The organism is Bacillus cereus group sp. N8 (genome assembly GCF_016483685.1).
GTDB lineage: Bacteria > Bacillota > Bacilli > Bacillales > Bacillaceae_G > Bacillus_A > Bacillus_A proteolyticus.
In genome coordinates this window covers 169,533-193,196 of record NZ_JAEHBK010000004.1, presented here as the reverse complement: position 1 = coordinate 193,196, position 23,664 = coordinate 169,533, and the positions used below count along the sequence as shown (strand labels likewise).

Sequence of the window (23,664 nt, the reverse complement as noted above, 5' to 3'; positions counted from 1 at the left end):
CTTCATTTTATGTTAATAAGAGAAGGATAATTATACATAAAATATTATAGGATATAAAATTTATTTTTCTCTGATAATTTAGAAAAATATAAAAATAATATTTTTTTACGTTTCAGTCAGGAAAAATAGCAATGTGAAACGTTTTCAAAGGTTTATTTTTTAACAGAAAATTTTAATAAAATAGAAATATAAATATACAAAGAATATATTTGTGTGTATAATATGAATTATTAGAACATATATATATTTCTTTCTGTTTGAAAATGAAAGGGCTAACATTTTTTGGAGGGGTGGAAGTATGAAAAAAAAGATACCAGTTTTTGTAGCATCAACAGTAGCGATGAGCATGATTTTAGGGGCATGTGGCTATCAAAAAGATGAACCGCAAGCGAACGCAAAAGGGGATAGCGGGAAAAGCGGTGCGAAGCAAGTTATTAATTTAATTGAAACACAAGAAATTCCAACGATGGACCCAGCGTTATCAGCTGATGCAGTTTCTTCAAAAGTAATGAATAATACGATGGAAGGTCTATACCGCCTTGGGAAAGATGATAAATTAGTGCCAGGTGTAGCGAAAGAATTCCAAAAGTCAGAAGACGGTAAAAAGTATACATTTAAATTACGTGAAGATGCAAAATGGTCAAATGGTGAACCTGTAACAGCGAAAGATTTCGTATATGGATGGCAAAGAGCGATTAATCCAGATACAGCTGCAAAATCAGCGTACATTATGTATGATATAAAAAATGCAGAAAAAATTAATAAAAAAGAGATGAGTCCAGATCAATTAGGCGTAAAAGCAATTGATGATCACACATTAGAAGTGGAATTAGACAACTCGATTCCGTATCTTGTTGATTTAATGGTATATCCAATCTTCTATCCTGTGAATGAAAAGTATGTAAAAGAGCAAGGTACGAAGTTTGGTTTAGAGGCAAACACAACACTTTATAATGGGCCATTTACATTAAGTGATTGGCAACATGAACGTAGCTTCAAAATGACAAAGAGCCCATCATATTGGGACAATAAAGAAGTGAAGCTTGAGGAAGTAAACTTTAATATTGTAAAAGATACGTCTACGCCAATTAATTTATATGAAACAAACGCAGTCGATCGAGCGACGTTATTAGCAGAGTTCATCGATAAATATAAAGGAAAACCAGATTTCAAAACGGTAGAAGATACTTCTGTATTCTTCCTTCGCTTAAATCAAAAAGACCCAGCTTTAGCAAATAAAAATATTCGTAAAGCAATTTCTCTTGGTTTTGACCGTAAACCATTCGTTGATACATTATTAAATAACGGTTCTAAGCCAGCGACGGGATTAATTCCTGACAATTTCATTAAAGGACCGGATAAAAAAGATTTCCGTGCTGAAAATGGAGATATTATAAAACCAAATGTAAAAGAAGCCAAAAAGTATTGGGAAGCTGGTAAAAAAGAGCTTGGTAAAAACGAAATTGAATTAGAGCTATTAAATGAAGATGTTGAATTATCGAAGAAAACTGGTGAATATTTAAAAGGTGAATTAGAAAAGAATTTACCAGGCTTAACAGTGAAAATTAAACAACAGCCATTCGCGCAAAAACTAAAATTAGAAGATGCTGGCGACTATGTAATGTCATTCTCTGGATGGAGTGCAGACTTCCCGGATCCAGTTACATATCTTGATATGTTCGTAACTGACGGGGCACAAAACAAAATGAAGTATTCTAATCCGAAGTACGATGAGATTATTATGAAAGCGAAGAAAGATGGAAGCGACGTAAACGCTCGTTGGAAAAACTTATTAGAAGCAGAAAAAATGTTACTTGATGATGCTGCGATTGTTCCAGTATATCAACGTGGTAGAGCATATTTACAAAGAGAAACAATTAAAGATATGTACAACCATAAATATGGTGGCGAAGTAAGCTTCAAATGGGCATCAGTAGAGAAATAACAAAAAAAAGCAGGTGATTACCTGCTTTTTTTAGTACGTACGTTTTTTATAAATACCTTTTCCGCCAACTTGATTCCAGCCAGATTGTACATCTAAACTTTTGTTAACAAACTTCATTTTTTCTTTCCCACCAAAGAGTTTTTCACCGATGCTATTTGTAATGACACCAATCAATGCTGTTATTCCGATGATGAGGGTAGCAACAATGATAAAATCAGTAAAAAAAGCAATCATATGCAAATTCCCCCTTTGCCTGTCTGTATTTTTATTGTATGAGATAAAAGATAAAAAAGAAAGAAATGTCAGAAAAATATTTGATTAATTTTAGAAATCGTATAGACATGAGTGATGAGATTTGTTAATATAAGAACAGGTGTTCTTTTTTGTTTTAGCTTTTGGTCTTACATTTCTCAATTGAATTATTGGGAAAAGGTAAGAAAACGTTCTCTTTTAGGCGATTCATGTTATGAAAAACCAATCGTATATAACATGAAGTATATTATGAAAAGCAGGCGTCAAAAGGGTTGAAGATTGTTGTTAGATGACAGTTAAAGTGAGTGTAATTATGTTACATAGCAGTGGAATACACGGAGAAGTTTTCTCAACTAGCAGTAAATTTACTGTATATTTCTTGCAAAAACTATTGTATAATGATTATAGAAGTTACTTATTAAAAGTAATTATTGTTGCTTACATGAATTGCGATTTTTTACTTTGCTATAAGACAAGTTATCGCGAAAAATTGCGGAAGTTAGAAATTTAAACTGTAATTAGTACAGAATTTGTACTCTTTAAGGAGAGTGAGCTTTGTATGGTAACATTATATAGTTCTCCAAGCTGTACGTCTTGTAGAAAGGCGAAATTATGGCTAGAGGAAAATCATATTCCTTATACAGAACGTAATATTTTCTCAGATCCATTAACGATTGAGGAAATTAAAGAGATTTTACGTATGACAGAAAGCGGAACGGATGAGATTATTTCTACTCGTTCAAAAGTTTTCCAAGAATTAAATGTAAACTTAGAGTCTTTACCACTTCAAGATTTATATAAGATGATTCGTGACTATCCAGGGATTTTACGTCGTCCAATTATGATTGACGAGAAGCGCCTTCAAGTAGGTTACAACGAAGACGAAATCCGCCGTTTCTTACCACGTACAGTAAGAACGTTCCAATTGCGTGAAGCACAGCGTCTTGTAAATTAATTATAATAATATGAAAACCTTCTACCTATTATATAGTAGAAGGTTTTCTTTTAATGTTTCACATTTCGTAATCGAACTCGTTGAACGATAATACCGATGCATAAAACGGTGAAAATGAATAAGTAAGGAATACTTGTCGTGAAACTTGGGTTGTTATGAAAAAAAGTTGCAAGTCTGTCTTCATGTGTAATCATTTTTCCTGCTGTATAGGCGAGAACTGCTGCCCCGCAAAAAATGAGGAACGGAAAACGTTCCATGAGTATTAAAATAAGTTTGCTGCCCCAAATGATAATCGGGATAGAAATGAGTAGACCGATTATTACGAGTAATAATCTTCCGTGAGCTGCACCCGCAATGGCAATAACATTATCAAACCCCATAACGAGATCTGCGAATACAATCGTACGCACCGCTTGGAATAAAGTCGTTTTTCCTTGAATCGAAGAAAGATCGTTGTTGTTATCAGTTAGTAAATTTACTGCAATTAATGTGAGTAAAACTCCGCCGATGAGTTGTAAAAATGGGATGTCGAGTAAATAGACAGCTAGTATTGTGAGGAGAATTCGCAGCACAATTGCTAAAATAGTGCCAATCAAAATTGCTTTATTTCGCTTTGATTCAGGTAAATTTCGGCTAGCTAATGCGATAACAATTGCGTTATCACCACCTAGTACAACATCGATACCGACGATCATTAGTACAGATGTTAAAAACTCTAAGTCCATTCGTCTGCCTCCGTTTATGATGTTTTAATGAGCGATATGTATGTGATGAAGAAAGTTTGTTTAGCTTTTATCCCGCGCCTTTGGGATTAAATAATCTTCTCTTATAGAAGTTTCACTTTATTACAGTGTACGGGGCAACACGCAAATGTATGTCCAAATTTTTTGTGAACAGAGAATTGGAATAATGATATTTAGCCGACTATCTGCGGGTAGTAAGATTCCGTGACAAAATCCGGCTATAAAGAAAAGGAGTGCGTTTTGAGCTTCCCTGTCCGTAAATGCCTGATTAGTGTGGCTAATAATCAACGTGGATGAGCAAAGACCCCAACAATTAAAGTTTCAGTTTATGTAAGTAGCCGAATGCAGATAGGTATATAACTATTTTTGTAAAATAAATCGATTTTATTTCCATTCTGGAGAATCTTATCATAAAATGAGAGTACAAGAATCTATTGATTTGTCATATGAGTGGGGGATCCCTTCATAACAATTCTAAACAGGAAGGGAGAGTTGTATTTTGGAAATTGAAAGAATTAACGATCATACGATGAAATTTTTTATTACGTACGTTGATATAGAGGACAGAGGGTTTAACCGTGAAGAAATTTGGTATGACCGCGAACGGAGTGAAGAACTTTTTTGGGAAATGATGGATGAAGCTCGCGATCATGATGACTTCTTTATTGATGGTCCGTTATGGATTCAAGTGCAAGCAGTTGACAAAGGGATTGAAGTACTTGTAACGAAAGCAGAACTTTCAAAGGATGGACAAAAATTAGAACTACCGATAGGTGTAGACAAAATTATAGATATTCCTTTAGATGAAGGAATCGAATCATTATTCCAGCAAGAATTAGAGGAAGAGGAAATAGAACCGACAGGTACAAACTTTAATGAAGATGGTACGTTTGGCTTTTTAATTAAGTTTAATGATTTTGAGGATGTAATTTCATTAAGTCATCGTCTAATTTTTGAAGATATAAAAGATGAACTGTATTCATTTGAGGACCGCTATTATGTATATGTGGAATTCGATGAAGTGCTACATGATGAAGAAGAAATTGATCGTATTTTAAGTATTGTTTTAGAATATGGAGAAGAATCTACTTTAACGATTCACCGTGTAAGTGAGTATGGGAAACAGGTTGTGAAAGAGCGTGCGCTTGAGACAATTCGCAACCATTTTCCTGCCAAAGCGTAGGCCGATTTCTATAGTATGAAATCGGCTTTTTTTATGAAGAATAGGAAGGCTTTCTTAGTAAGGAGGTAAGAGATGAAAAACACGTTAAAACTACTTTTCTTTTTTCTACTATTGTTCGCATTATTTGTTTCGTTACGTATGTTTATTGATGTAGCATTTTATTCGGATGTCATTGGTATAAAAGACGTATCGATTTTAGGTATTATTAGTATTTTATTTACGGTTTCCGCATTTTTAATTGGATGTGTTATTTTCTTAGAAAACAGACATCCATCTAAAACACTTACATGGTTAATCGTACTAGGTATTTTTCCAGTGTTCGGTTTCTTTGCTTATTTATTATTTGGACAAAACTTTCGCAGAAAAAGAATGTTCCAAAAGAAGGCGTTACTCGATGAACAGGCATTTTTACAATATAAGGGACATGAAGATTACGAAGAACGAATTTTACGAGACCATAAGCATCAAGAATTGTTATTTCGTTTAGCAGATCGATTGGGTGCTTTAAATATTTCATTTCAAACTGAAACGAGGACATTAACAAATGGAGACGAAGCGTTTCAGGCAATTTTAGATGGGTTAAATCGAGCGAAACACCACATTCATATGGAGTATTACATTGTGCGTGATGACAAGCTCGGTACAGAAATTAAAGATATTTTAATAAAAAAATCAAAAGAAGGCGTTGTCGTTCGTTTTTTATACGACGCGGTTGGAAGCTTTAAATTATCAAATTCGTATATTGAAGAATTGAATGATGCAGGAGTAGAAATGATTCCATTTTTCCCTGTGCGTTTTCCAATTTTAAACGATAAAATTAATTATCGAAACCACCGAAAAATCGTTATTATAGATGGAAATGAAGGGTTTGTAGGTGGATTAAATATTGGTGATGAGTATTTAGGGAAGGATAAATATTTCGGTTTTTGGCGAGACACGCATTTATATTTACGCGGTGAAGCGGTTCAAAGTTTACAGCTAATTTTCCTTCAAGACTGGTTTTATATGACTGGTGAGGCGGTATTAGCACCTGAATATTTACAAGCGGAAGCAGTTGAGGGTGATCATTGGGGCGGAGTCCAACTCGTTGGAGGTGGACCGGATAATAAATGGGAAACAATTAAACATTTATATTTTGCAATGATTGCTTCAGCTAGGAAATCGATTTGGATTGCAACACCATACTTTATTCCAGATGATGATATTTTATCTGCATTAAAAGTAGCTGCACTTGCTGGTATTGATGTTCGTTTGTTAATGCCAAGTAAGCCAGATAAGCGGACTGTCTTTTATGCATCAAGATCGTACTTTCCGGAGTTATTAGATGCAGGAGTAAAAATATATGAATATGAAAAAGGTTTTCTTCATAGTAAAGTTGTTATCGTGGATTCTGATCTCGCATCAATTGGGACAGCTAATATGGATATGAGAAGTTTTCATTTAAACTTTGAAGTAAATGCCTTTTTATATGATACAGATAGCATTCGAAAGCTCGTTCAAGATTTTAAAGACGATTTAGAAGAATCCAGTGAAATTCATGTTGACCGATTTCATAAGAGACGTCTTCATAGGCGGATTGTTGAATCGACGTATCGGTTATTATCACCTCTATTATAGAAAGAGATGTCCTAATTTAGGACATCTCTTTTTTTGAGAGGAATTTGTAGTAAATTGTAGAATACAAGGAGTTGAAAGGGTGTGATTGTGATGTTTATTGCAAGGAGAGAAAACGGAGAAAAAATTCATCTATTATATAACCGGGATGAAGAGCTTTTACGCGAAATACGTAAACGAGAAAAATTTTTTTGTACAGCTTGTGGAAAAGAAGTGCAAATGAAATTAGGAAAACAGAAGAGGTGGCATTTTGCTCATAAGAAAGTGGATTCATGTCTTGCCTTTTATGAAGCAGAATCTATGTATCATATGCACGGTAAATAATTGTTATATAGATGGTTAAAACGTCAAGATTTTCATGTAGATATAGAGCATTATCTGCCGGCAATCCAGCAACGGCCAGATATTTACGTAGAGAGAGCGGATAGAACAATTGCGATTGAATATCAATGTGCAAATCTCTCCATAGAGCAGCTATACAAGCGAACATATTCGTATTTGCAAGCTAGTATACAAGTCATCTGGATAATCGGTGGAAATCAGTTAAAAAAGCGATCCGCCTATTGGATGACATTCTCCTCCCTTATGGCGTTCTCCTTACAACCTTATCCTCAGCCATTTCTCATTTTCTTTTGTCCGAAACAAAAATCGTTTATGAAATGCGCATTTATCACTCCGTTTTCTACAAATGTCTCTTTCTCACATACTATTTATTTACCAACCGATACGACTACTGTTGATATGCTCTTTTCTCCCGTTCCTTTCCGGAAAGAGGTATTAAGACAAGAATGGAAGAGAAAAAAGAACTATTTTCGGCAAAACGCTCTATCTATTTGGAATTATAATCATAAGTCACTACTCCGTCTCTTATATCAATATAAATGTACCCCAGCGAGTTTTCCTTCTGAAATCGGTGTTCCGCTCCCATCCTCGTTTGCTTTTCAAACAAATCCATTTATATGGCAGGCTTCTCTTTATATGAAGTGTATAGGTATGCTTAAGGTAGGGGAGTATATTTCTCTGCAATACGTATGTAACTATGTAGCAAAATATACGAAGAGGCGGTTACTTCCGTATTTTGCGCAACATATATGGAAGGTAGCAGTTGCAGAGTATATGACATTTTTATGTTATGCAGGTGTATTAATAAAAATAGGTATTAATAAGTATCGAAAAATAAGAGATGTTATTTTGTTAAAAACAGAGGAGGAAATTATGAAATATGATGACATTTGCTTAGCGCATGCACTATCTCTATTTGAGACAAAGTACAACATGAGAGAGGGAAAAGGGGATATAATAAAGACTGATCGTGAAGGAATTACATAAGAAAAAATCGAATTGTACTTAAGTAGAGATATTTAAAGGAGGGCTTAAAGAATGGCTGAACAAAACACAGTAAAATCATTACCAGATCGCAATGAGATTGAAGAAGCAAACACATGGCGATTAGAAGATATTTTTCAAACAGATGCAGAATGGGAGAAAGAATTCCAAGCTATTAAAGAGCTATTGCCAAAGTTAACTGAATTTAAAGGGAAGCTTGGTGACTCTGCAGACAATTTGCTTGAGGCATTGCAATATGAAGATGAAATTTCAATGAGATTAGGTAAGCTATATACATATGCACATATGCGTTACGATCAAGATACAACAAACTCTGTGTATCAAGCATTAAATGATCGCGCAACAAATTTATACTCACAAGTATCTAGTAGCACAGCTTATATCGTGCCTGAAATTTTATCTATTTCAGAAGATACATTGCAAACATTCTTACAACAAAATCGAGAACTAAGTGTATATGAGCATGCATTAGAAGAAATTACACGTCAACGCCCGCATGTATTATCGGAAGCTGAAGAAGCGCTATTAGCAGAAGCATCTGAAGTGATGAGTGCATCAAGTAATACATTTGGTATGTTGAATAATGCGGATTTAAAATTCCCATCTATTAAAGGTGAGGATGGAGAAGAAGTAGAAATAACACATGGTCGTTATATTCAATTTTTAGAAAGTGATGATCGTCGAGTGCGCGAAGATGCATTCAAAGCTGTATATGAAACGTACGGAAAATATAAGAACACATTTGCAAGTACGTTAAGTGGGGCTGTGAAACGTAATAATTTCAATGCACGCGTTCGTAAATACGATTCTGCACGTCAAGCTGCATTAAGTAATAATAATATTCCTGAAGCAGTGTATGATCAACTTGTTGAATCGGTAAATGATAATTTACACTTACTACATCGCTACATTGATATTCGTAAGCGTGCCCTAGGTCTTGATGAGCTTCATATGTATGATTTATATACACCACTTGTACCAGAAGTGAAAATGAATGTGAAGTATGAAGAAGCACAAGAAATGTTATTGAAATCTTTAAATGTACTTGGTGATGAATATGTTGAAATTTTAAAAGAAGCATATGAGAATCGCTGGGTAGATGTATATGAGAATAAGGGAAAAAGAAGCGGAGCATATTCATCTGGTGCATACGGAACAAATCCGTATATTTTAATGAACTGGCATGATAATGTAAATAATTTATTTACACTTGCTCATGAGTTTGGTCATTCAGTGCATAGTTACTATACAAGGAAGACACAACCGCACGTATATGGTGATTATTCAATCTTCGTTGCAGAAGTAGCATCAACTTGTAATGAAGCACTTCTAAATGATTACTTATTAAAAACGACAGAAGATAAGAAAGAGCGTCTATATTTATTAAATCACTATTTAGAAGGATTCCGTGGTACTGTATTCCGTCAAACGATGTTCGCAGAGTTTGAGCATATTATTCATAAGAAAGTACAAGAAGGACATGCTGTTACGCCAGACATGTTAACGGAAATTTACTATGATTTAAATAAGAAATATTTCGGTGACGCGTTAGTGATCGATAAAGAAATCGGTTTAGAATGGTCTCGTATTCCGCACTTCTATTACAACTATTACGTATATCAATACGCAACAGGATTTAGTGCAGCGACAGCTTTGTCAAAACAAATTTTAGAAGAGGGACAACCAGCGGTAGAACGTTACATTAATGAATTCTTAAAAGCTGGAAGCTCTGATTACCCAATTGAAGTGTTGAAAAAAGCAGGGGTAGATATGGCATCACCAGAACCTGTAAAAGAAGCATTACAAGTATTTGAAGAGAAATTAAATGAATTAGAAGCGCTATTGTTTGAAGAGAAGTAATGAGAAAAGACGAGGAATTTTATCCTCGTCTTTTTTGTTTGGAACATTTGCTCAAAAGCACATCGTGTCGATATTTGTCGAATGATTAAGTTGATTTTCTTTACTTTTTCTATATTAGCAGGAATTTTCACGACTTATTTTTGTAGTTAAAATCCTTTAAATCGTTTTCTATAGTTGAAATAAGAGACAGCGATGACGATAACTCCGAATAAAAGAGGGAAGGCAATAATTTTAGGAAAAGCTTGTAATAGAGAGAGGATATACAAGAAAAAAGAAACAATAACACATAGAAAGATAAGAAAAATATGAGACTTTTTCATAAGGAAACCTCCTAAATTGCTTTTTTTATAGTTTATTCAAGAATGAAAACGTTTAGAATGTGACAAAAGTGTGAAATTCGACAAAAGGGGTTGTCATCTGACGTCGAATCTTGTAATATAATAAGCGTGAACGAATTCACATACAAACATATACCCCTTTGTTTGAACGTGAAAATTTCTCCCATCCCCTTTAATATTTTTATAAGCCGTAAAGAAAAAGACCTGGTGTTTACACCAGGTCTTTTTCTTTTGCTATCCATTTCCAATAACGCTCGCACTTCACTTCAATCATTTGTACTTTTCGTTTTAGTTGTAATTTTTTTAGTTCGCGCTCTATTTCTTGCTGCGGGCAGTCATATATAAATGAGATTTCCTTTGAAGAAATAAATTGTGTTACTTCTAGTAATACCTCTAAAGGAGGTAATGGCTCTGGCTCAATCTCGCATTTTACAAGTTCTTTTAATAACTGTACGTATACATCATAGGAATAAATTCCTGCGATTTTAATACCTTCCTCATCTGAATTTGCATGGAAAAATAGGAGGGAAGGTATTTCTGTAATATGCATCTCATTTGTGAATTTTAGGTCGCATTGGAAAGCTTTTTTTGCGCTAACTGAGTGTAGGTCTTTTTTAAATTCCTCTACATCAATGTCGCTATCTTTTGCACATGTAAGCAATAGTTCACCATCTGGGTTTGATACATTTTTAAGAAGAATGTATTCTTGGAGTTTTCGCAAAAATTTCGAACCTGCTTTTCGGCCTTGCAACTCCGCCGCTTTAATTGCCATCGAAACTAGATACGGCGTTGACGATGCCTCTTGCATATGTACTTTTCCATCACATGAAAAACCTTGTAAACTTGTTGTCTTTTCCCACACAAATCGAATATTAGCAGGTTTATTCCATTTGTGTGAGGAAGCGTTTGCCCCGTCCACTTTTCCAGTTACTATATGACGAATAGAGAAGTATTTCCCATATTCGAGCCATAGTTTAATAATAAATGGCTCGATATCCCAGCAATCTTTACAAAGTGGATCAATAAATAAATATGCTTCTACAGACTTATGCTCGCATGTGAAAGGAGAAGGCATATTCATATGCTTTGCTTCCTGCTTATCCATTACACTTCACCTGTTTCATTTGGAGTATTGACCATATGTTGAGCAGTTAATGCTAAACGTTCAAAAACAAACTCTCTTATATGACCGTGCACTCCTGTATCATCCATTGCTTGCTCCATACATGATAGCCAAGCTTCTGCGCGTTTTGGAGTAATCTCAAACGGAAGATGGCGTGCTCTTAGCATGGGATGCCCATGTTCTTCAGTGTATAAATTAGGACCACCTAAATATTGTGTTAAAAATTGTTTCTGCTTCCTAGCGGTTTCTGTTAAATCATCCGGGAAGATCGGAGATAAGTCAGGGTGTTCACTGACATAGGAATAAAATGTATCCACTAATGTTGCAATGCATTGTTCACCGCCAATTGCTTCAAATGGTGTCATCGGTTGCTTGCTCATCCTTTATAAACTCCTTTTTCCATGAAATGTATATCTATTGTAGCAATGGAATGTTATGAAGAGCAACTAAACAGCCTTCATAACATTCGTTGCTTATTTTATGTGTTGCTAATAAATCTTTACTTTCCAAAAAGGCGAAACATAACCACCAGTAAATCACTTCTCCACTGATGGAAATTTCACTTTAGCGCTCTTTGTTTTGTTTGGCAAGGAAAAAGCGTTTTACTTTGTTATTTGTATGACGAACTGGTACGTTATGTTGTTTTAGTAAACTCATAAATGCGGCTTTACCAGCTTCCTCATCTTGTACTTCATATTCGATTTCATAATCATCGTGATTGTAATAGAAACTATGATCAAAGACAAGTGTTCCGCCTTCAAATAATGTTTCAGCTCTTTCTGTTGTTAAACTTCCCATATAAGTTAAAGAGGAAACTGGAATTTGTAGTTTCTGAAGTTGATCCCTTACAGTGCCTTGAATGATTACGTTTGTTTCCATCATAAGTTTTGCTTCTTTTTCAGTTATAGATTGATGAGTTTCTAATAAACCAATTTCAGCAGGTTGTTTTAATGTGAATGTATAAGTTCCATCTTTATGACGAATACGAAGTGCAGAGCCCGCGTCTTTTAAAGAGAAGTGAGGCGTTTCAAAGTAGTGATTCACTTGTTTTGTAAATGCTTCAATAGAAAAAGATTTGCATAATGTTTGGAATTCTTCCTCTGTAACCATATTTTTAAATTCAATTTCAATTTCTTGTGTCATTGTATGCGCTCCTTTTGAAAAATAATTCTTTCCACATTATCGCTTTTTCGCAAATTTGGTTCAATGTTTTATTTGTTTGCGTCCATGTTATGATACAATAATACTGTTAAGTAAGACAGGAAGTTGAGATGGAGGAGTTTGAGCATGCAAAATAAAATTCAAGTTAAGAGCGTAGAAAAGAGAGAGAATGCGCTTATTTTTTGTGCGGAAAATACTGAAATAGAGGTAAAGGAGCTAAGTGCGCGTAATCACGTACTTGTAGACTCAGACAATTTATCATTTTTATATATCTTAGAAAACGAATCATCTTTCATTTATGTAAGTATGCCGCATACATGCTGGGAAGCAATGCATGAAGCGATGAATAAAGATACAGCGATGTTTATTCACGTGAATGATGTTGAAATAGAATTAGAAGGATTAAAAGAAGAAGTAGAATATTTAGTTGAAAATATTGAAGGTAATGCAAATTACGGAGAAGAACTAGTAACTGCTGTAGAAAAAGTGTTTCTATAAGTAAATGGATTGATTTTGGTGGTGGTTGAAATGAATCGTAATTGGGAAGAATTTTTAGCACCTTATCACCAAGCGGTGGCGGAGCTGAAAGTGAAACTAAAAGGAATGCGTACTCAATTTGCAATGTTAACGGAGCATTCTCCAATTGAGTTTGTAACAGGAAGGGTAAAATCGGTTGCAAGTATTATTGATAAAGCGGAGAAGAGAAATGTACCGCTAGACCGGCTCAGAGAAGATATGCAGGACATCGCGGGCCTTCGAATGATGTGTCAATTTGTTGATGAGATTAAGCCTGTTGTAGAATATCTTCGAAAACGAAATGATTTTGAAATTGTGGAAGAACGTGATTATGTAACGCAAAAGAAAGATAGCGGATATCGCTCTTACCACGTTGTCATTAGTTATCCTGTTCAAACGATACAGGGAGAAAAAAAAGTGTTAGTGGAAATTCAAATTCGCACGTTAGCGATGAATTTTTGGGCAACGATTGAGCATTCTTTAAATTACAAATATAGTGGACGTTTTCCTGAAGATATTAAAATACGCTTACAACGTGCAGCGGAAGCGGCATTTTTATTAGATGAAGAAATGTCTTCCATTCGTCTTGAAATTCAAGAAGCGCAAAAGATCTTTTCACGAAAGCAGGAAACGAAAGATTCTGAATCATAAACTAAAGGGTGTTGGGCGATGAAATTTACAATTATGTCAAAGGGCGATCAATCATCAGATACATTAGCAAGTACGATGAAAGAATACTTGTTAGATTTTGGTTTTACGATGGATGAAAAGGAACCTGATATTGTAATTTCTGTTGGGGGAGATGGAACGCTTTTATATGCGTTTCATCGTTACTATAATCGATTAGATGAAACCGCATTTGTTGGTGTACATACAGGGCATTTAGGTTTCTATGCAGATTGGTTACCGACGGAAGTAGAGAAGTTAGTGATTGCGATTGCTAAAACACCGTTCCAAGTAGTTGAATACCCACTTTTAGAGGTGATTATTCGCTATGTGAATGGTAGTAAAGAGTCGCAGTATTTGGCGATGAATGAAGCGACTGTAAAAAGTGCAGAAGGAACATTAGTAACTGAAGTGGAAATACGCGGAGAGTATTTTGAAACGTTCCGCGGAGATGGTCTTTGTATTTCTACTCCTTCAGGAAGTACTGCGTATAATAAGGCACTTGGCGGAGCGATTATTCACCCTTCTATTGAAGCGATTCAAATTGCAGAAATGGCATCAATTAACAATCGTGTATTTCGTACGGTAGGTTCACCGCTCGTACTGCCGAAACATCATACATGCGTTTTAAAGCCGGCTGCAGGAATGAACTTGCAAATTACGGTGGATCATTTGACGATGGTTCATCAAGATGTGAAATCAATTCAGTATCGCGTTGCAAACGAGAAAGTACGATTTGTTCGTTTCCGTCCGTTCCCGTTCTGGAAACGTGTCCGTGACTCGTTTGTTGCAGATAAATAGAGAGGGTTTATATATTTGAACAGATTTACATTGAAATGGGATATACAGCTTGCAGATGAGGGGACTTTAGTTAGAGAGTTTTTGAAAACGAAAGGGATTTCGAAAGCTGCTTTAACCGATATAAAGTTTCGCGGCGGAGCTATTGAAGTAAACGGTCAACATGCGAGTGTTCGCCACAAGTTACAAGCCGGTGAAGGGTTACAAGTCTTTTTTCCATTCGAGGAAAGAAGTGAAGGGATGGAAGTAGAAGATATTCCTTTAAATATTGTATATGAAGATGACGCAGTGCTTGTTGTAAATAAAGAAGCATATATGTCGACAATTCCATCTAGAGAGCATCCATCAGGAAGTGTTGCAAATGCTCTGTTATATCATTATGATAAACAGAACCTTGCAAGTACAGTGCACATTGTAACGAGACTCGATCGTGATACTTCAGGACTTATGTTAATTGCAAAAAATAGATTCGTTCATCACCTTTTATCAAAGCAGCATCAACAAAAAGGAGTGAAACGAACGTACGAAGCGCTCGTTCATGGGATAATCCTAGAAGAGATAGGGACGATTGACGCACCGATCGGACGAAAAGCGGATAGTATTATCGAGCGAACTGTCTGTGAAGATGGTCAAAGAGCTGTTACTCATTTTAGAGTGATGGGAAGCTCTTCTAATAAGACGTATGTAGCACTTGAGCTTGAAACAGGAAGAACGCATCAAATTCGTGTACATATGGCGCATATAGGACATCCGTTACTCGGGGATGATTTATACGGCGGTCGAAGAGATGTGATGAAGCGCCAAGCGCTTCACAGTACGTCTTTGACGTTTTATCACCCTATTTTAGAAAAGGAAATGACTTTTACAGTAGGTATCCCAGATGACATGCAATCCGCTTTACATAACAATTAAAGGGAACAAAATTCTTACTGAACGAAGAATTTTGTTCCCTTTTTTTTAGCGGAATAATATTAAAATTTGATTTTCACCAGTACGTTTAATAACGAAAAAGCCACTTTCAGCTTTTGTAGCAATGCCGTCATCATTTGGAAGACAGTATCCGTGTGTTTCACAAGTACCGTCATCACGTACTAACATTTGTCCAATTAATCCGACAGGAAGCCACTCAGTGCGGTCTCTTCTTGATATATATTTACAAGCTGGATCCCATTCTGTATTCAAAAGAGGTTGTGTGTCTTGCGTGTCCGTACGCGCATATTGACGTTTTCCAAAGCTATCTGTTTTATAGCGTTTTTGCCAACTTAAAGCACCGCTATTTCCTATGAGAGCAGGAGTAGCACTAGATATTCCTAATATGAATAAATCATTTGAAGTAGCTTTTCGAATTTTTTCTTCGCTACTAAATGTAACGAAATGACCGACATCAATAGAACTATGATCTGCTGTCTCAAACATTTGTGCAAAATCCGTTCCACTTGCATTGTAAGAAGCACCATCGATATACATTTCTCCGTTGTGAGCAAGCCATTTTGCACCGATATTATGGTCGGTGTCATTTGTACCATTTGCAATAAACCAAGAATAAGATTCTTCTGCCGTGCCGAAGCGCCCCATAATATGGCTGCCTGCAAAATGATCTGTTGATGTATGCATACCTTCCGCATGAGAAGAGAATCCGTTAGCGATAGTTGCGGTTCCTTCTGCATGTGCTGCTTCGCCTAAAGCAATTGTATGTTTTCCTTCCGCATGAGAATAAGAGCCGCCTGCTGTCGTTTCACTTCCTTCACTATGCGAACTATGTCCAGTTGCTTTTGTTTTTGATCCTTCTGCATGAGAGTAAGAACCTTTTGCGTGTGTAAGAAGCCCTTCTGCATGTGAAACAATGCCCTCAGCATTAGAGTGAAGCCCTTCTGCAGATGCATGTCGGCCCCCTTTTGTTACTTTCGGATTTTCAGGAATAGGGGCCTGAATTATGATCGGTTTTCCAGCGGGTGTATCATTTGATGGGGCTAATGCTTCTTTTATTTTTTTTACTTGATTTATAATAGTAGCTGGAATTTCTGGTTCCTCTTTTTTATTTATTGCTACAGGTATATTTTCTTCCGGATTTTCCTCTGTTTGCTCAGAATGTGGTGTCTGTTCATCATGAGTAGAGAGAGGTTTGTTTTTTTGCTGCATCTTTGTTTTTTTACGATCAATTATGCGGCTCATTACAGCATTTTCTAAAGAGACATATTTTGGTTTTGTTTTACTTTTTTTTGATGACTCTTGTTCTTCCAGTTCTTCTATAGCTGCAGCTCGAATACTGCACCAGTTGTTAATTCCGTATAGGGGCTGATATAAAGGAAAGAAGTTTCTTTTTTGTTTAGAAGATTTTTTCTTCATACTGTCACCTCCTGCGACAGTATATGCCGTGTAATTAAAAAAAGATGCACTTTATTGCATCTTTTTTTAATTACTTTACCCAATTTTTATATGAGGTCCGCCTAAATAATACGGTAATCCCTCGTAATTTATGAATTGTACTTAAATAAGGGTAGTTATGAAATTGGGCGAAATTTCTCAGGGACAAAAGGCAGGGAAGACGGGACGGAAACAATCTCCATTTCAGGATAACGTAATCCGGTTAAATTGCCGCCAAATACAGCCCCAGTATCAATATTGACTGTCTGATTTACGAAGCGAGGTTCTTTTACTGGAGTATGTCCATATATAATCCAAGTTTTCTCGTTATATTCTTGCGCCCAGTCGCGACGGACAGGTGAGCCGTCAGGATGCTTTTCTCCTGTAATATCGCCATATAATACAAAGGTTTGTACTTTTTTATCTTGTCTTCCTATGTAATCTTGCCGAATCCCAGCGTGACATACGATTACTCTTTTTTCATCTAGTATGTGATATAAAGGGGATTGCTCATAAAGGGTGATGAACTTTTCTTTTATAATGTTTTGCTTATGAGAAGATAGTGCTTCATATTCAGCGACAGTTGTTTCGAGTCCGTGAGCGATTGTTACATTACGCCCAAGGAAAAATCGGTATAGTTTATTGCAGTGATTTCCAGGAGCGTAATAAGCTTCTTTTGTATTTATGACAAGTTCCCATACAATTTCAATCATACGTAATGAGTGAGGACCGCGATCTGTAATATCACCAACGAATGCAAGCTGACGTTGGTCAGGGTGAATCGGTAGGCCACTATTCCAGTTGTATCCAAGTTTCGTCGTTAAATTTTGAAACTCTTGGAAGCACCCATGAATATCTCCTATAATGTCATATTTCATATTTAAACCTCCATCATATTTTTTCATTAGTATATCTAAAAAGGGATAGAGATAAAAATATACCGTTTTTGTGATTCATTTAAACATAAAGATTTTTGTTCTTGAGCGAACGTTTAAAATAAACCCAATCGCAATCATGTATGTGAGTAAGGAACTTCCTCCGTAGCTCATAAGGGGCAATGTAATCCCTGTAATAGGGAGTAATCCGATGGTCATCCCGATATTTTGAAATACTTGAAAAGTAAACATTCCGATTGTACCAGCGCAAATATAACTACCGAAAGGATCATTACTTTCTAAAGCGATATGAATCATTCGGAAAATGAGTAAGAAAAAAAGTGAAATAATGACACTTGCACCTAAAAAACCAAATTGTTCAGCGACATTAGTGAAAATAAAATCTGTATGTGGTTCTGGAAAATATACTTGTCCATTTTCCCAACCCTTTCCTTGCATTTCCCCTGATCCAGCAGCTAAGAATGCTTGTCTTAGTTGATAGCCTTGCGCATCATATTTGTATGGTGCTAACCAGCCGTAGAAGCGATTTAATTGATATTCTTTTAAAATGTTGGCTTTAAAGAACTCTGTATGAGAAAAAAATATATATATTAATGTAGAACCTGCTGTGACAATGCCGGAGACTAATCCGAAAATAAAACGCCATCGTATACCTGAAACTAGTATCATTGCTGCGAGCATAGCTGAAATTACCATCGTATTCCCTAAATCCGGTTCCTTTGCAATAAGGAGTAGTGGTGGCAAACTTGCTGCGAATATCTTTCCGAGTAATAAAAAATCGCCCTGTATTGTTCTGAAAAAATATTTCTCATTGTGATTTGCTATAATTCGTCCAATGACGATAATTAAAAATAATTTCATAATTTCAGAAGGCTGGAAGTTACCTATGCCTGGTAAGTGGTACCAAGCGGTGGCACCTTTAATCGTTACAGCTCCTGGGATTTTGAGTTCCAGTCCAATGAGAAGTAACATTGCAAATACATATAAATACCATGCGATTTTTTTATAACGATCAAAGTCAATAATCAGAATGGAGATGATTGCTATCGTTCCAATGATATACCATTGAATTTGCTTCAGTACAAAATTTACATTTTTAAAAATCGGTGGTAAAGATGTCTGTGCGCTTGCAATAGCAAAACAACTAACAGTCCCGATTGTAAGTAAAATCAGTATCAATATGTAATCTATTTGATATTGAGAATTTTCGTCTTTCACCGTACGTAGTCCTTTCTATTCTCTTCGTGTAATAAAAATAAGACATTATCATCATATTAATGAATTTTAAGCTGTTTCGTTTATTATTTCGCTACTGGCGGACAGTAATACTTCTAACTCAAAATTCAGTGAAAGTAAAGAAGTTAGGTAGAAGATAGCTAGCCTGTAACAGTCAGCACTTTATAGGGTATGTCAGAGAACAAACTGGAAAGAATTTTGCTAGGCAAAAAGCAAGATTGAAATTTCTTCAACCTTGCTACTGAGAAGTATAAAGCTGTAATTCATTTTGATTGGATTGAAGACAATCAAATAGAGAAGGTTGTGCGTCTTGTGCTAAGTCTGAATTCGCTTTATAGTATTGAAGTGATCCGGTAATCTAAGGCAAGGTACAACCTATTCCAGTGGGGTAATCTTCACGTTTTTGTAAAAAAACGTACTTTCGTGAAGTAAGTAATGAGATGAGTAAAATCTTCTGTTCCTTCTAACAATTTTTGATGAATTTGCTGACTGGCTGTGATAACAAAAACTACTGAGTAGTTCAGCAATATATATTGCTGTTCCTTTTAATAGAAAATGGTAGAGGGTGAAATATCTTGAAAAGTTCGATTGGTATTTCTCGCAATAATCTACTGATGAATGTGAGTTTATATTCATATAAAGGAAAACAGCATGTTTATTCTTTACGCCAATATACACTTAAATTGTCAATAGGAATAAGAGGTGCTTTAATGCTATTTTGTTCTCTAAAATCAAATATAGCTGCTTTACATGTAGGCAGAGCAAAATCATCAATAATAATAAATCCACCTGGAGAAACTTTATCATATAAATTTGTTAAACTATCCATTGTAGATTCATACATATCTCCATCTAATCTAGCAAGTGCGATTTTTCCGATAGGTGCACTAGGTAGAGTATCTTTAAACCATCCTTTTAAAAACTGCACTTGAGAATCTAATAAATCGTATTTTTTGAAATTCTTTTGTACTTCTTCTAATGGAACTCTTAAATAATCATATTGATACAATGTATCATCTTTATCTTGAGGATAATTTTCTATATCTGGTTTAGGAAGACCTTCAAAAGAATCAGCAACCCATACTTTACGATTTGTTAATTCGTAAGCTTTTAAAAATCCCCGCATAAAAATACATGCTCCACCTCTCCATACTCCTGTTTCAATAAAATCTCCATCAATATTTTCTTTTATTATTGTCTCCATAGCATTATGTAATTGATTGATACGAAGACGTCCAATCATACTATGAGCTGCTTTTGGCCAATCTTCTCCTAATGTTCTATCCACTTTTGAAAAATTCTTTTTAACTATATCTAAATTTAAAGCTTCTACATAAGCTTTAATTTCAGGTGCAACAGGAAAAGTAATTGGTTCATAAGGTAAATTTTGAGATATATGCAATGTTCCAGGTAAATAACGTTCATATTCTTCCCAAATTTCAAATAAAATTGTTTTCTTTAACAATTCAAGATACAACTGAATAGCTGTTTCATTTTGCATAAGAGTCCCTCCTGAAAAATTATATACAATAGTAAGAGTATGTGGAAAAGTTGAACTTATGAATGAAAAAACTATAAAAAAAGACAGTAAAGCTTAGCAAAGTTTTACTGTCAATTAAAAAGGTTATGCTACTTTTTCAATAATGATGGACGCATTTACACCTAAAGCAAGAGTTAATCCAAGTCCAGTAGAAATAACTTCAATTATAGCTGGTGTTACGATTGGTGTAATAGCTTGCACGACCATCGTTGGTCCAACTGCAATAAGGCTTACGCCAGTTCCTGGAACTGGAGCTCCATTTACTTGGATTTGGAGACCGCCGAGCACGTTAATTATTGAAGTGTATACAATTACTGTGATTTTATAGAATCCATTTTCTGCAATAAAGAATGTCTCATCAGTTAGCTTTGTAATTGCTGTACCAAAACGTGCGCCTAGTGTGTTAAATTCAACTGGATCGTTAAGACCGAGGGTGATACCAATACCAGAGTTAAAGGCATATAATCCTGCAGGAAGCCCTAACCCACTTAGTCCAGTTGGTCCAGTGGGTCCAGTGGGTCCAGTGGGTCCAGTGGGTCCAGTGGGTCCAGTGGGTCCAGTGGGTCCAGTGGGTCCAGTTGGTCCAGTTGATCCAGTTGGTCCAGTCGGTCCAGTGGGTCCGGTTGGTCCAGTGGGTCCAGATGGAAGCGTAAATGGCGGGATTGGTGGTAATGTTGGACCTACAAAATCAGGATCAAGCGCACTAGCTGATAAAAATTCTTCTGGGTTTAAATCATTTGAAAATTTTTCGTTGGACATAAATTCACCTCCACAAAGCTTTCATTATATAGTAGATGCAAAAGCTGAAGAAAATGACACAGACATATGAATAATTTAAAAGAATTAAATGAAGCTTGAATATTATTAATTTTTTGGAAAGTTTTTGTGCCCTTCCTCATATGCTTGAGTTTGAAGAGGGTGATAACTGTGAGAGAAAAGGAGATTACAATTAGTTTATGTATGATTGTTCGAGATGAAGAACTCACGATTGGAAGATGTTTAGAATCTGTTCATCAATTTGTGGATGAAATCATCATTGTTGATACAGGATCGATAGATCGAACGAAAGAAATTGTAGCAGACTATACATCCAATATTTATGAATTTCAGTGGATTGATGACTTTGCGGCGGCTAGAAATTTTTCATTTTCTAAGGCTACGCAAGAGTATATTTTTTGGATGGATGCTGACGATATTTTGACGGAAGAGGCACAAGAGGAATTTAAAATATTAAAACAAAAGCTAGAGGGAAAAATCGATGCGGTATCGATGCCTTATCATCTTGTTATGGATTCGAACGGAACCCCCTTATACGTTTCAAGGCGTCACAGGCTGGTGAAACGAGAAAGACAATTTCAGTGGTTTAGCAAAGTACATGAATATTTAGCTGTATCCGGAGAGATTTTCAAAAGTGATGTGGCAATTACACATAGAAAAGAAAAGAAGTCGACTGATCGGAATTTTAAAATTTTTCAAAATTCAATGAGAGACGGAGAAGAATTAACTCCAAGAGATATTTTCTATTATGCAAATGAATGTACAGATCACCAAAAGTATCGTGAAGCCATTCCTTTATACGAAATGTTTTTAAAAGGTAGAAAGGGCTGGAAAGAAGATAACATTTATGCTTGTGGAAAATTAGGAGATTGTTACGTCCAACTTGCAGAGTGGGAAAAGGCAATTGAAGCGTGTGTAAAATCTTTTCTATATGATACTCCAAGAGGTGAAGTTTGTACACGCTTAGGAAATATATATAGAGAGCTACAAAGATATAGTGAAGCAATTTTTTGGTATAAATTAGCAACGGAAGTTCCGGTACCAACAGATTCGCCTTTCCATAGTCCTGCAAGTTATACATGGATTCCGTATTTGCAAATGTGCATATGCTATAGCCTTATTGGAGAGCATGAAAAGGCTTATTATTATAATGAGTTAGCAGCAGTATATGTGCCCAATGATGCTGCTATTGAATACAATCGTAAATATTTTAGAAGTTTGTTTCAAAAAGAATGAGAGTACGTAATTGCGCAAGGGGATGGACAGGGAAAGGTAGAATTTGAAATTGGGGTTATAGAATACGTCTTGACAAACTATAATACTATAAACACTCATTATAATATGCGAGAGTCAGGACCTGTGTGTGAATGATGATTATTATTTTAACTCACAATCAATTATACAAAAGAGTGTATGGATAGTGTGAAAAAATGTACAAAACAAGGAAGTTATGAATGAATATAGGGTTTCCTCACTGTGAATATATGCAGGTTGTGTATTTACTATTAACAGTAAACATTACAATCAAGTTGAATAGGAATTTTTTTATAATATAGAAAATAATACAGAAGAAAAAGAGAAACATAGTTTAGAAGGAATGCCTGTTATGAATCGTATTGTAATTTGTTATATACAAAATTCATGATGGATAAGGAGGGAGACTCAATGAGTAAAGAAAAATCGTATTTATATAAAGAAAAGTCTGATTTTTATTATGGTGGTGCAAATTCTAAATTATTAAAACATATAAAAGATGATTGGAAAGAAGTGCTTGATGTAGGGTGTTCTGAAGGTGGCTTAGGAGTAAAAATAAAAGAAAAGGGCATACGTGTCTCAGGGATTGAAGCTTTTCCACATGCTGCACAAAAAGCGAGTGAAAAGCTTGATCACGTCCTTCAAGGTGATATTGAAACGATGGAGTTGCCATATAAACCAGAACAATTTGATTGTATCATTTTTGGAGATGTATTAGAGCATTTATTTGATCCGTGGGCAGTTGTGGAAAAAGTAAAACCATATTTAAAGCAGGGGGGTGTCATTTTAGCGAGTATACCGAATGTTGCTCACATTTCAATATTAACTTCTTTACTTGCTGGAAATTGGACGTATACAGACTATGGTTTAATGGATAAAACACATATCCGCTTTTTTACATTTAACGAAATATTGCGTTTGTTTTTTTATTCAGGTTTTAATATTAGGGATGTTGATCGTGTATATGCTGACCATGAAAGTTATATTCCAATTATTGAAGATGTAAGTGAAGTTTGTAAAAAATATAACATCGGAAGTGGGTTTATGGCTGAAACGGTTGTGTTTCAATATATCATTGAAGTGGAGAAAGTATAAG

The 23,664-nt window shown here is 35.4% G+C and carries 22 protein-coding genes and 1 pseudogene; 12 read left to right on the top strand and 11 right to left on the bottom strand.

Annotated elements, in window-relative coordinates; translation table 11 throughout:
- Positions 1-298 precede the first annotated feature (298 nt).
- A complete protein-coding gene (locus JDS80_RS09410) occupies positions 299-1,945 on the top strand; it encodes a peptide ABC transporter substrate-binding protein (protein WP_199638178.1) in 1,647 nt (548 codons plus the stop codon).
- 30 nt (positions 1,946-1,975) lie between these two features.
- Here JDS80_RS09410 and JDS80_RS09405 read toward each other — a convergent pair whose 3' ends face one another.
- Positions 1,976-2,179, bottom strand: a complete 204-nt coding sequence (locus tag JDS80_RS09405) for a hypothetical protein (RefSeq protein WP_000559981.1) — start codon at positions 2,177-2,179, stop codon at positions 1,976-1,978.
- 577 nt (positions 2,180-2,756) lie between these two features.
- Between JDS80_RS09405 and spx the strand changes: the two genes are divergently transcribed.
- Positions 2,757-3,152, top strand: a complete 396-nt coding sequence (spx, locus tag JDS80_RS09400; protein ID WP_000258267.1) for a transcriptional regulator Spx — start codon at positions 2,757-2,759, stop codon at positions 3,150-3,152.
- 50 nt (positions 3,153-3,202) lie between these two features.
- On the opposite strand, the gene JDS80_RS09395 is transcribed toward spx, so the two are convergent.
- Entirely contained in the window at positions 3,203-3,877 is a 675-nt protein-coding gene (locus tag JDS80_RS09395) for a TerC family protein (RefSeq protein WP_071744644.1), read from the bottom strand.
- Between the two features lie 517 nt (positions 3,878-4,394).
- On the opposite strand from JDS80_RS09395, the gene mecA reads away from it, so the two are divergent.
- The 4 genes and pseudogenes from mecA (at position 4,395) to pepF (ending at position 9,899) form a co-directional block, all read left to right on the top strand.
- A complete protein-coding gene (gene mecA / locus JDS80_RS09390; RefSeq protein ID WP_199638176.1) occupies positions 4,395-5,078 on the top strand; it encodes an adaptor protein MecA in 684 nt (227 codons plus the stop codon).
- A gap of 72 nt (positions 5,079-5,150) precedes the next feature.
- Entirely contained in the window at positions 5,151-6,695 is a 1,545-nt protein-coding gene (locus JDS80_RS09385; protein WP_199638174.1) for a cardiolipin synthase, read from the top strand.
- An 81-nt stretch (positions 6,696-6,776) separates the two neighbouring features.
- Positions 6,777-8,021 (top strand): annotated as a pseudogene (locus JDS80_RS09380) (competence protein CoiA).
- 51 nt (positions 8,022-8,072) lie between these two features.
- The gene (pepF, locus tag JDS80_RS09375) at positions 8,073-9,899 is read left to right on the top strand and encodes an oligoendopeptidase F (RefSeq protein ID WP_071770305.1); all 1,827 of its coding nucleotides are present in this window, start codon (positions 8,073-8,075) and stop codon (positions 9,897-9,899) included.
- A 146-nt stretch (positions 9,900-10,045) separates the two neighbouring features.
- Here pepF and JDS80_RS09370 read toward each other — a convergent pair whose 3' ends face one another.
- The 4 genes from JDS80_RS09370 to JDS80_RS09355 all read right to left on the bottom strand — a co-directional run bounded on the left by JDS80_RS09370 (position 10,046) and on the right by JDS80_RS09355 (position 12,503).
- A complete protein-coding gene (locus JDS80_RS09370; protein WP_000748141.1) occupies positions 10,046-10,219 on the bottom strand; it encodes a hypothetical protein in 174 nt (57 codons plus the stop codon).
- 229 nt (positions 10,220-10,448) lie between these two features.
- Positions 10,449-11,342, bottom strand: a complete 894-nt coding sequence (locus JDS80_RS09365; protein ID WP_071770304.1) for a ClpXP adapter SpxH family protein — start codon at positions 11,340-11,342, stop codon at positions 10,449-10,451.
- Positions 11,342-11,740 (bottom strand): globin domain-containing protein, encoded by a 399-nt coding sequence (locus tag JDS80_RS09360; RefSeq protein ID WP_000043388.1) that lies wholly within the window; start codon positions 11,738-11,740, stop codon positions 11,342-11,344. Before JDS80_RS09360 ends, JDS80_RS09365 begins: the two co-directional genes overlap by 1 nt.
- 184 nt (positions 11,741-11,924) lie before the next feature.
- A complete protein-coding gene (locus JDS80_RS09355) occupies positions 11,925-12,503 on the bottom strand; it encodes a CYTH domain-containing protein (RefSeq protein WP_199638172.1) in 579 nt (192 codons plus the stop codon).
- A 144-nt stretch (positions 12,504-12,647) separates the two neighbouring features.
- On the opposite strand from JDS80_RS09355, the gene JDS80_RS09350 reads away from it, so the two are divergent.
- The 4 genes from JDS80_RS09350 to JDS80_RS09335 are packed head-to-tail and all read left to right on the top strand — an operon-like array spanning position 12,648 to position 15,413.
- On the top strand, positions 12,648-13,019 hold the full coding sequence (locus tag JDS80_RS09350; protein WP_071744650.1) for a UPF0738 family protein: 372 nt from the start codon (positions 12,648-12,650) through the stop codon (positions 13,017-13,019).
- Positions 13,020-13,049: 30 nt separating this feature from the next.
- A complete protein-coding gene (gene yjbM / locus JDS80_RS09345) occupies positions 13,050-13,688 on the top strand; it encodes a GTP diphosphokinase (RefSeq protein WP_002170849.1) in 639 nt (212 codons plus the stop codon).
- Between the two features lie 18 nt (positions 13,689-13,706).
- Positions 13,707-14,504 carry an NAD kinase gene (locus JDS80_RS09340; protein WP_000673196.1) on the top strand — a complete coding sequence of 266 codons (798 nt, stop codon included), beginning with the start codon at positions 13,707-13,709 and terminating at the stop codon, positions 14,502-14,504.
- A 15-nt stretch (positions 14,505-14,519) separates the two neighbouring features.
- A complete protein-coding gene (locus tag JDS80_RS09335) occupies positions 14,520-15,413 on the top strand; it encodes an RluA family pseudouridine synthase (protein WP_199638170.1) in 894 nt (297 codons plus the stop codon).
- 45 nt (positions 15,414-15,458) lie between these two features.
- Here JDS80_RS09335 and JDS80_RS09330 read toward each other — a convergent pair whose 3' ends face one another.
- The 5 genes from JDS80_RS09330 to JDS80_RS09310 all read right to left on the bottom strand — a co-directional run bounded on the left by JDS80_RS09330 (position 15,459) and on the right by JDS80_RS09310 (position 21,296).
- Positions 15,459-16,847: a peptidase G2 autoproteolytic cleavage domain-containing protein gene (locus JDS80_RS09330; protein ID WP_199638168.1), complete on the bottom strand. Its 1,389-nt coding sequence runs from the start codon at positions 16,845-16,847 to the stop codon at positions 15,459-15,461.
- Positions 16,848-17,002: 155 nt separating this feature from the next.
- Positions 17,003-17,743 carry a bis(5'-nucleosyl)-tetraphosphatase PrpE gene (gene prpE, locus JDS80_RS09325; RefSeq protein ID WP_199638166.1) on the bottom strand — a complete coding sequence of 247 codons (741 nt, stop codon included), beginning with the start codon at positions 17,741-17,743 and terminating at the stop codon, positions 17,003-17,005.
- Positions 17,744-17,818: 75 nt separating this feature from the next.
- Complete coding sequence (locus JDS80_RS09320) at positions 17,819-18,979, bottom strand: FtsW/RodA/SpoVE family cell cycle protein (protein WP_199638164.1); 1,161 nt, start codon at positions 18,977-18,979, stop codon at positions 17,819-17,821.
- Between the two features lie 673 nt (positions 18,980-19,652).
- Positions 19,653-20,498 carry a TylF/MycF family methyltransferase gene (locus JDS80_RS09315; protein WP_199638162.1) on the bottom strand — a complete coding sequence of 282 codons (846 nt, stop codon included), beginning with the start codon at positions 20,496-20,498 and terminating at the stop codon, positions 19,653-19,655.
- Positions 20,499-20,621: 123 nt separating this feature from the next.
- Complete coding sequence (locus tag JDS80_RS09310; RefSeq protein WP_199638161.1) at positions 20,622-21,296, bottom strand: BclA C-terminal domain-containing protein; 675 nt, start codon at positions 21,294-21,296, stop codon at positions 20,622-20,624.
- Positions 21,297-21,497: 201 nt separating this feature from the next.
- On the opposite strand from JDS80_RS09310, the gene JDS80_RS09305 reads away from it, so the two are divergent.
- A complete protein-coding gene (locus tag JDS80_RS09305; RefSeq protein WP_199638292.1) occupies positions 21,498-22,550 on the top strand; it encodes a glycosyltransferase in 1,053 nt (350 codons plus the stop codon).
- Between the two features lie 429 nt (positions 22,551-22,979).
- On the top strand, positions 22,980-23,663 hold the full coding sequence (locus JDS80_RS09300) for a class I SAM-dependent methyltransferase (protein WP_199638159.1): 684 nt from the start codon (positions 22,980-22,982) through the stop codon (positions 23,661-23,663).
- The last annotated feature ends 1 nt before the right edge of the window (position 23,664 follow it).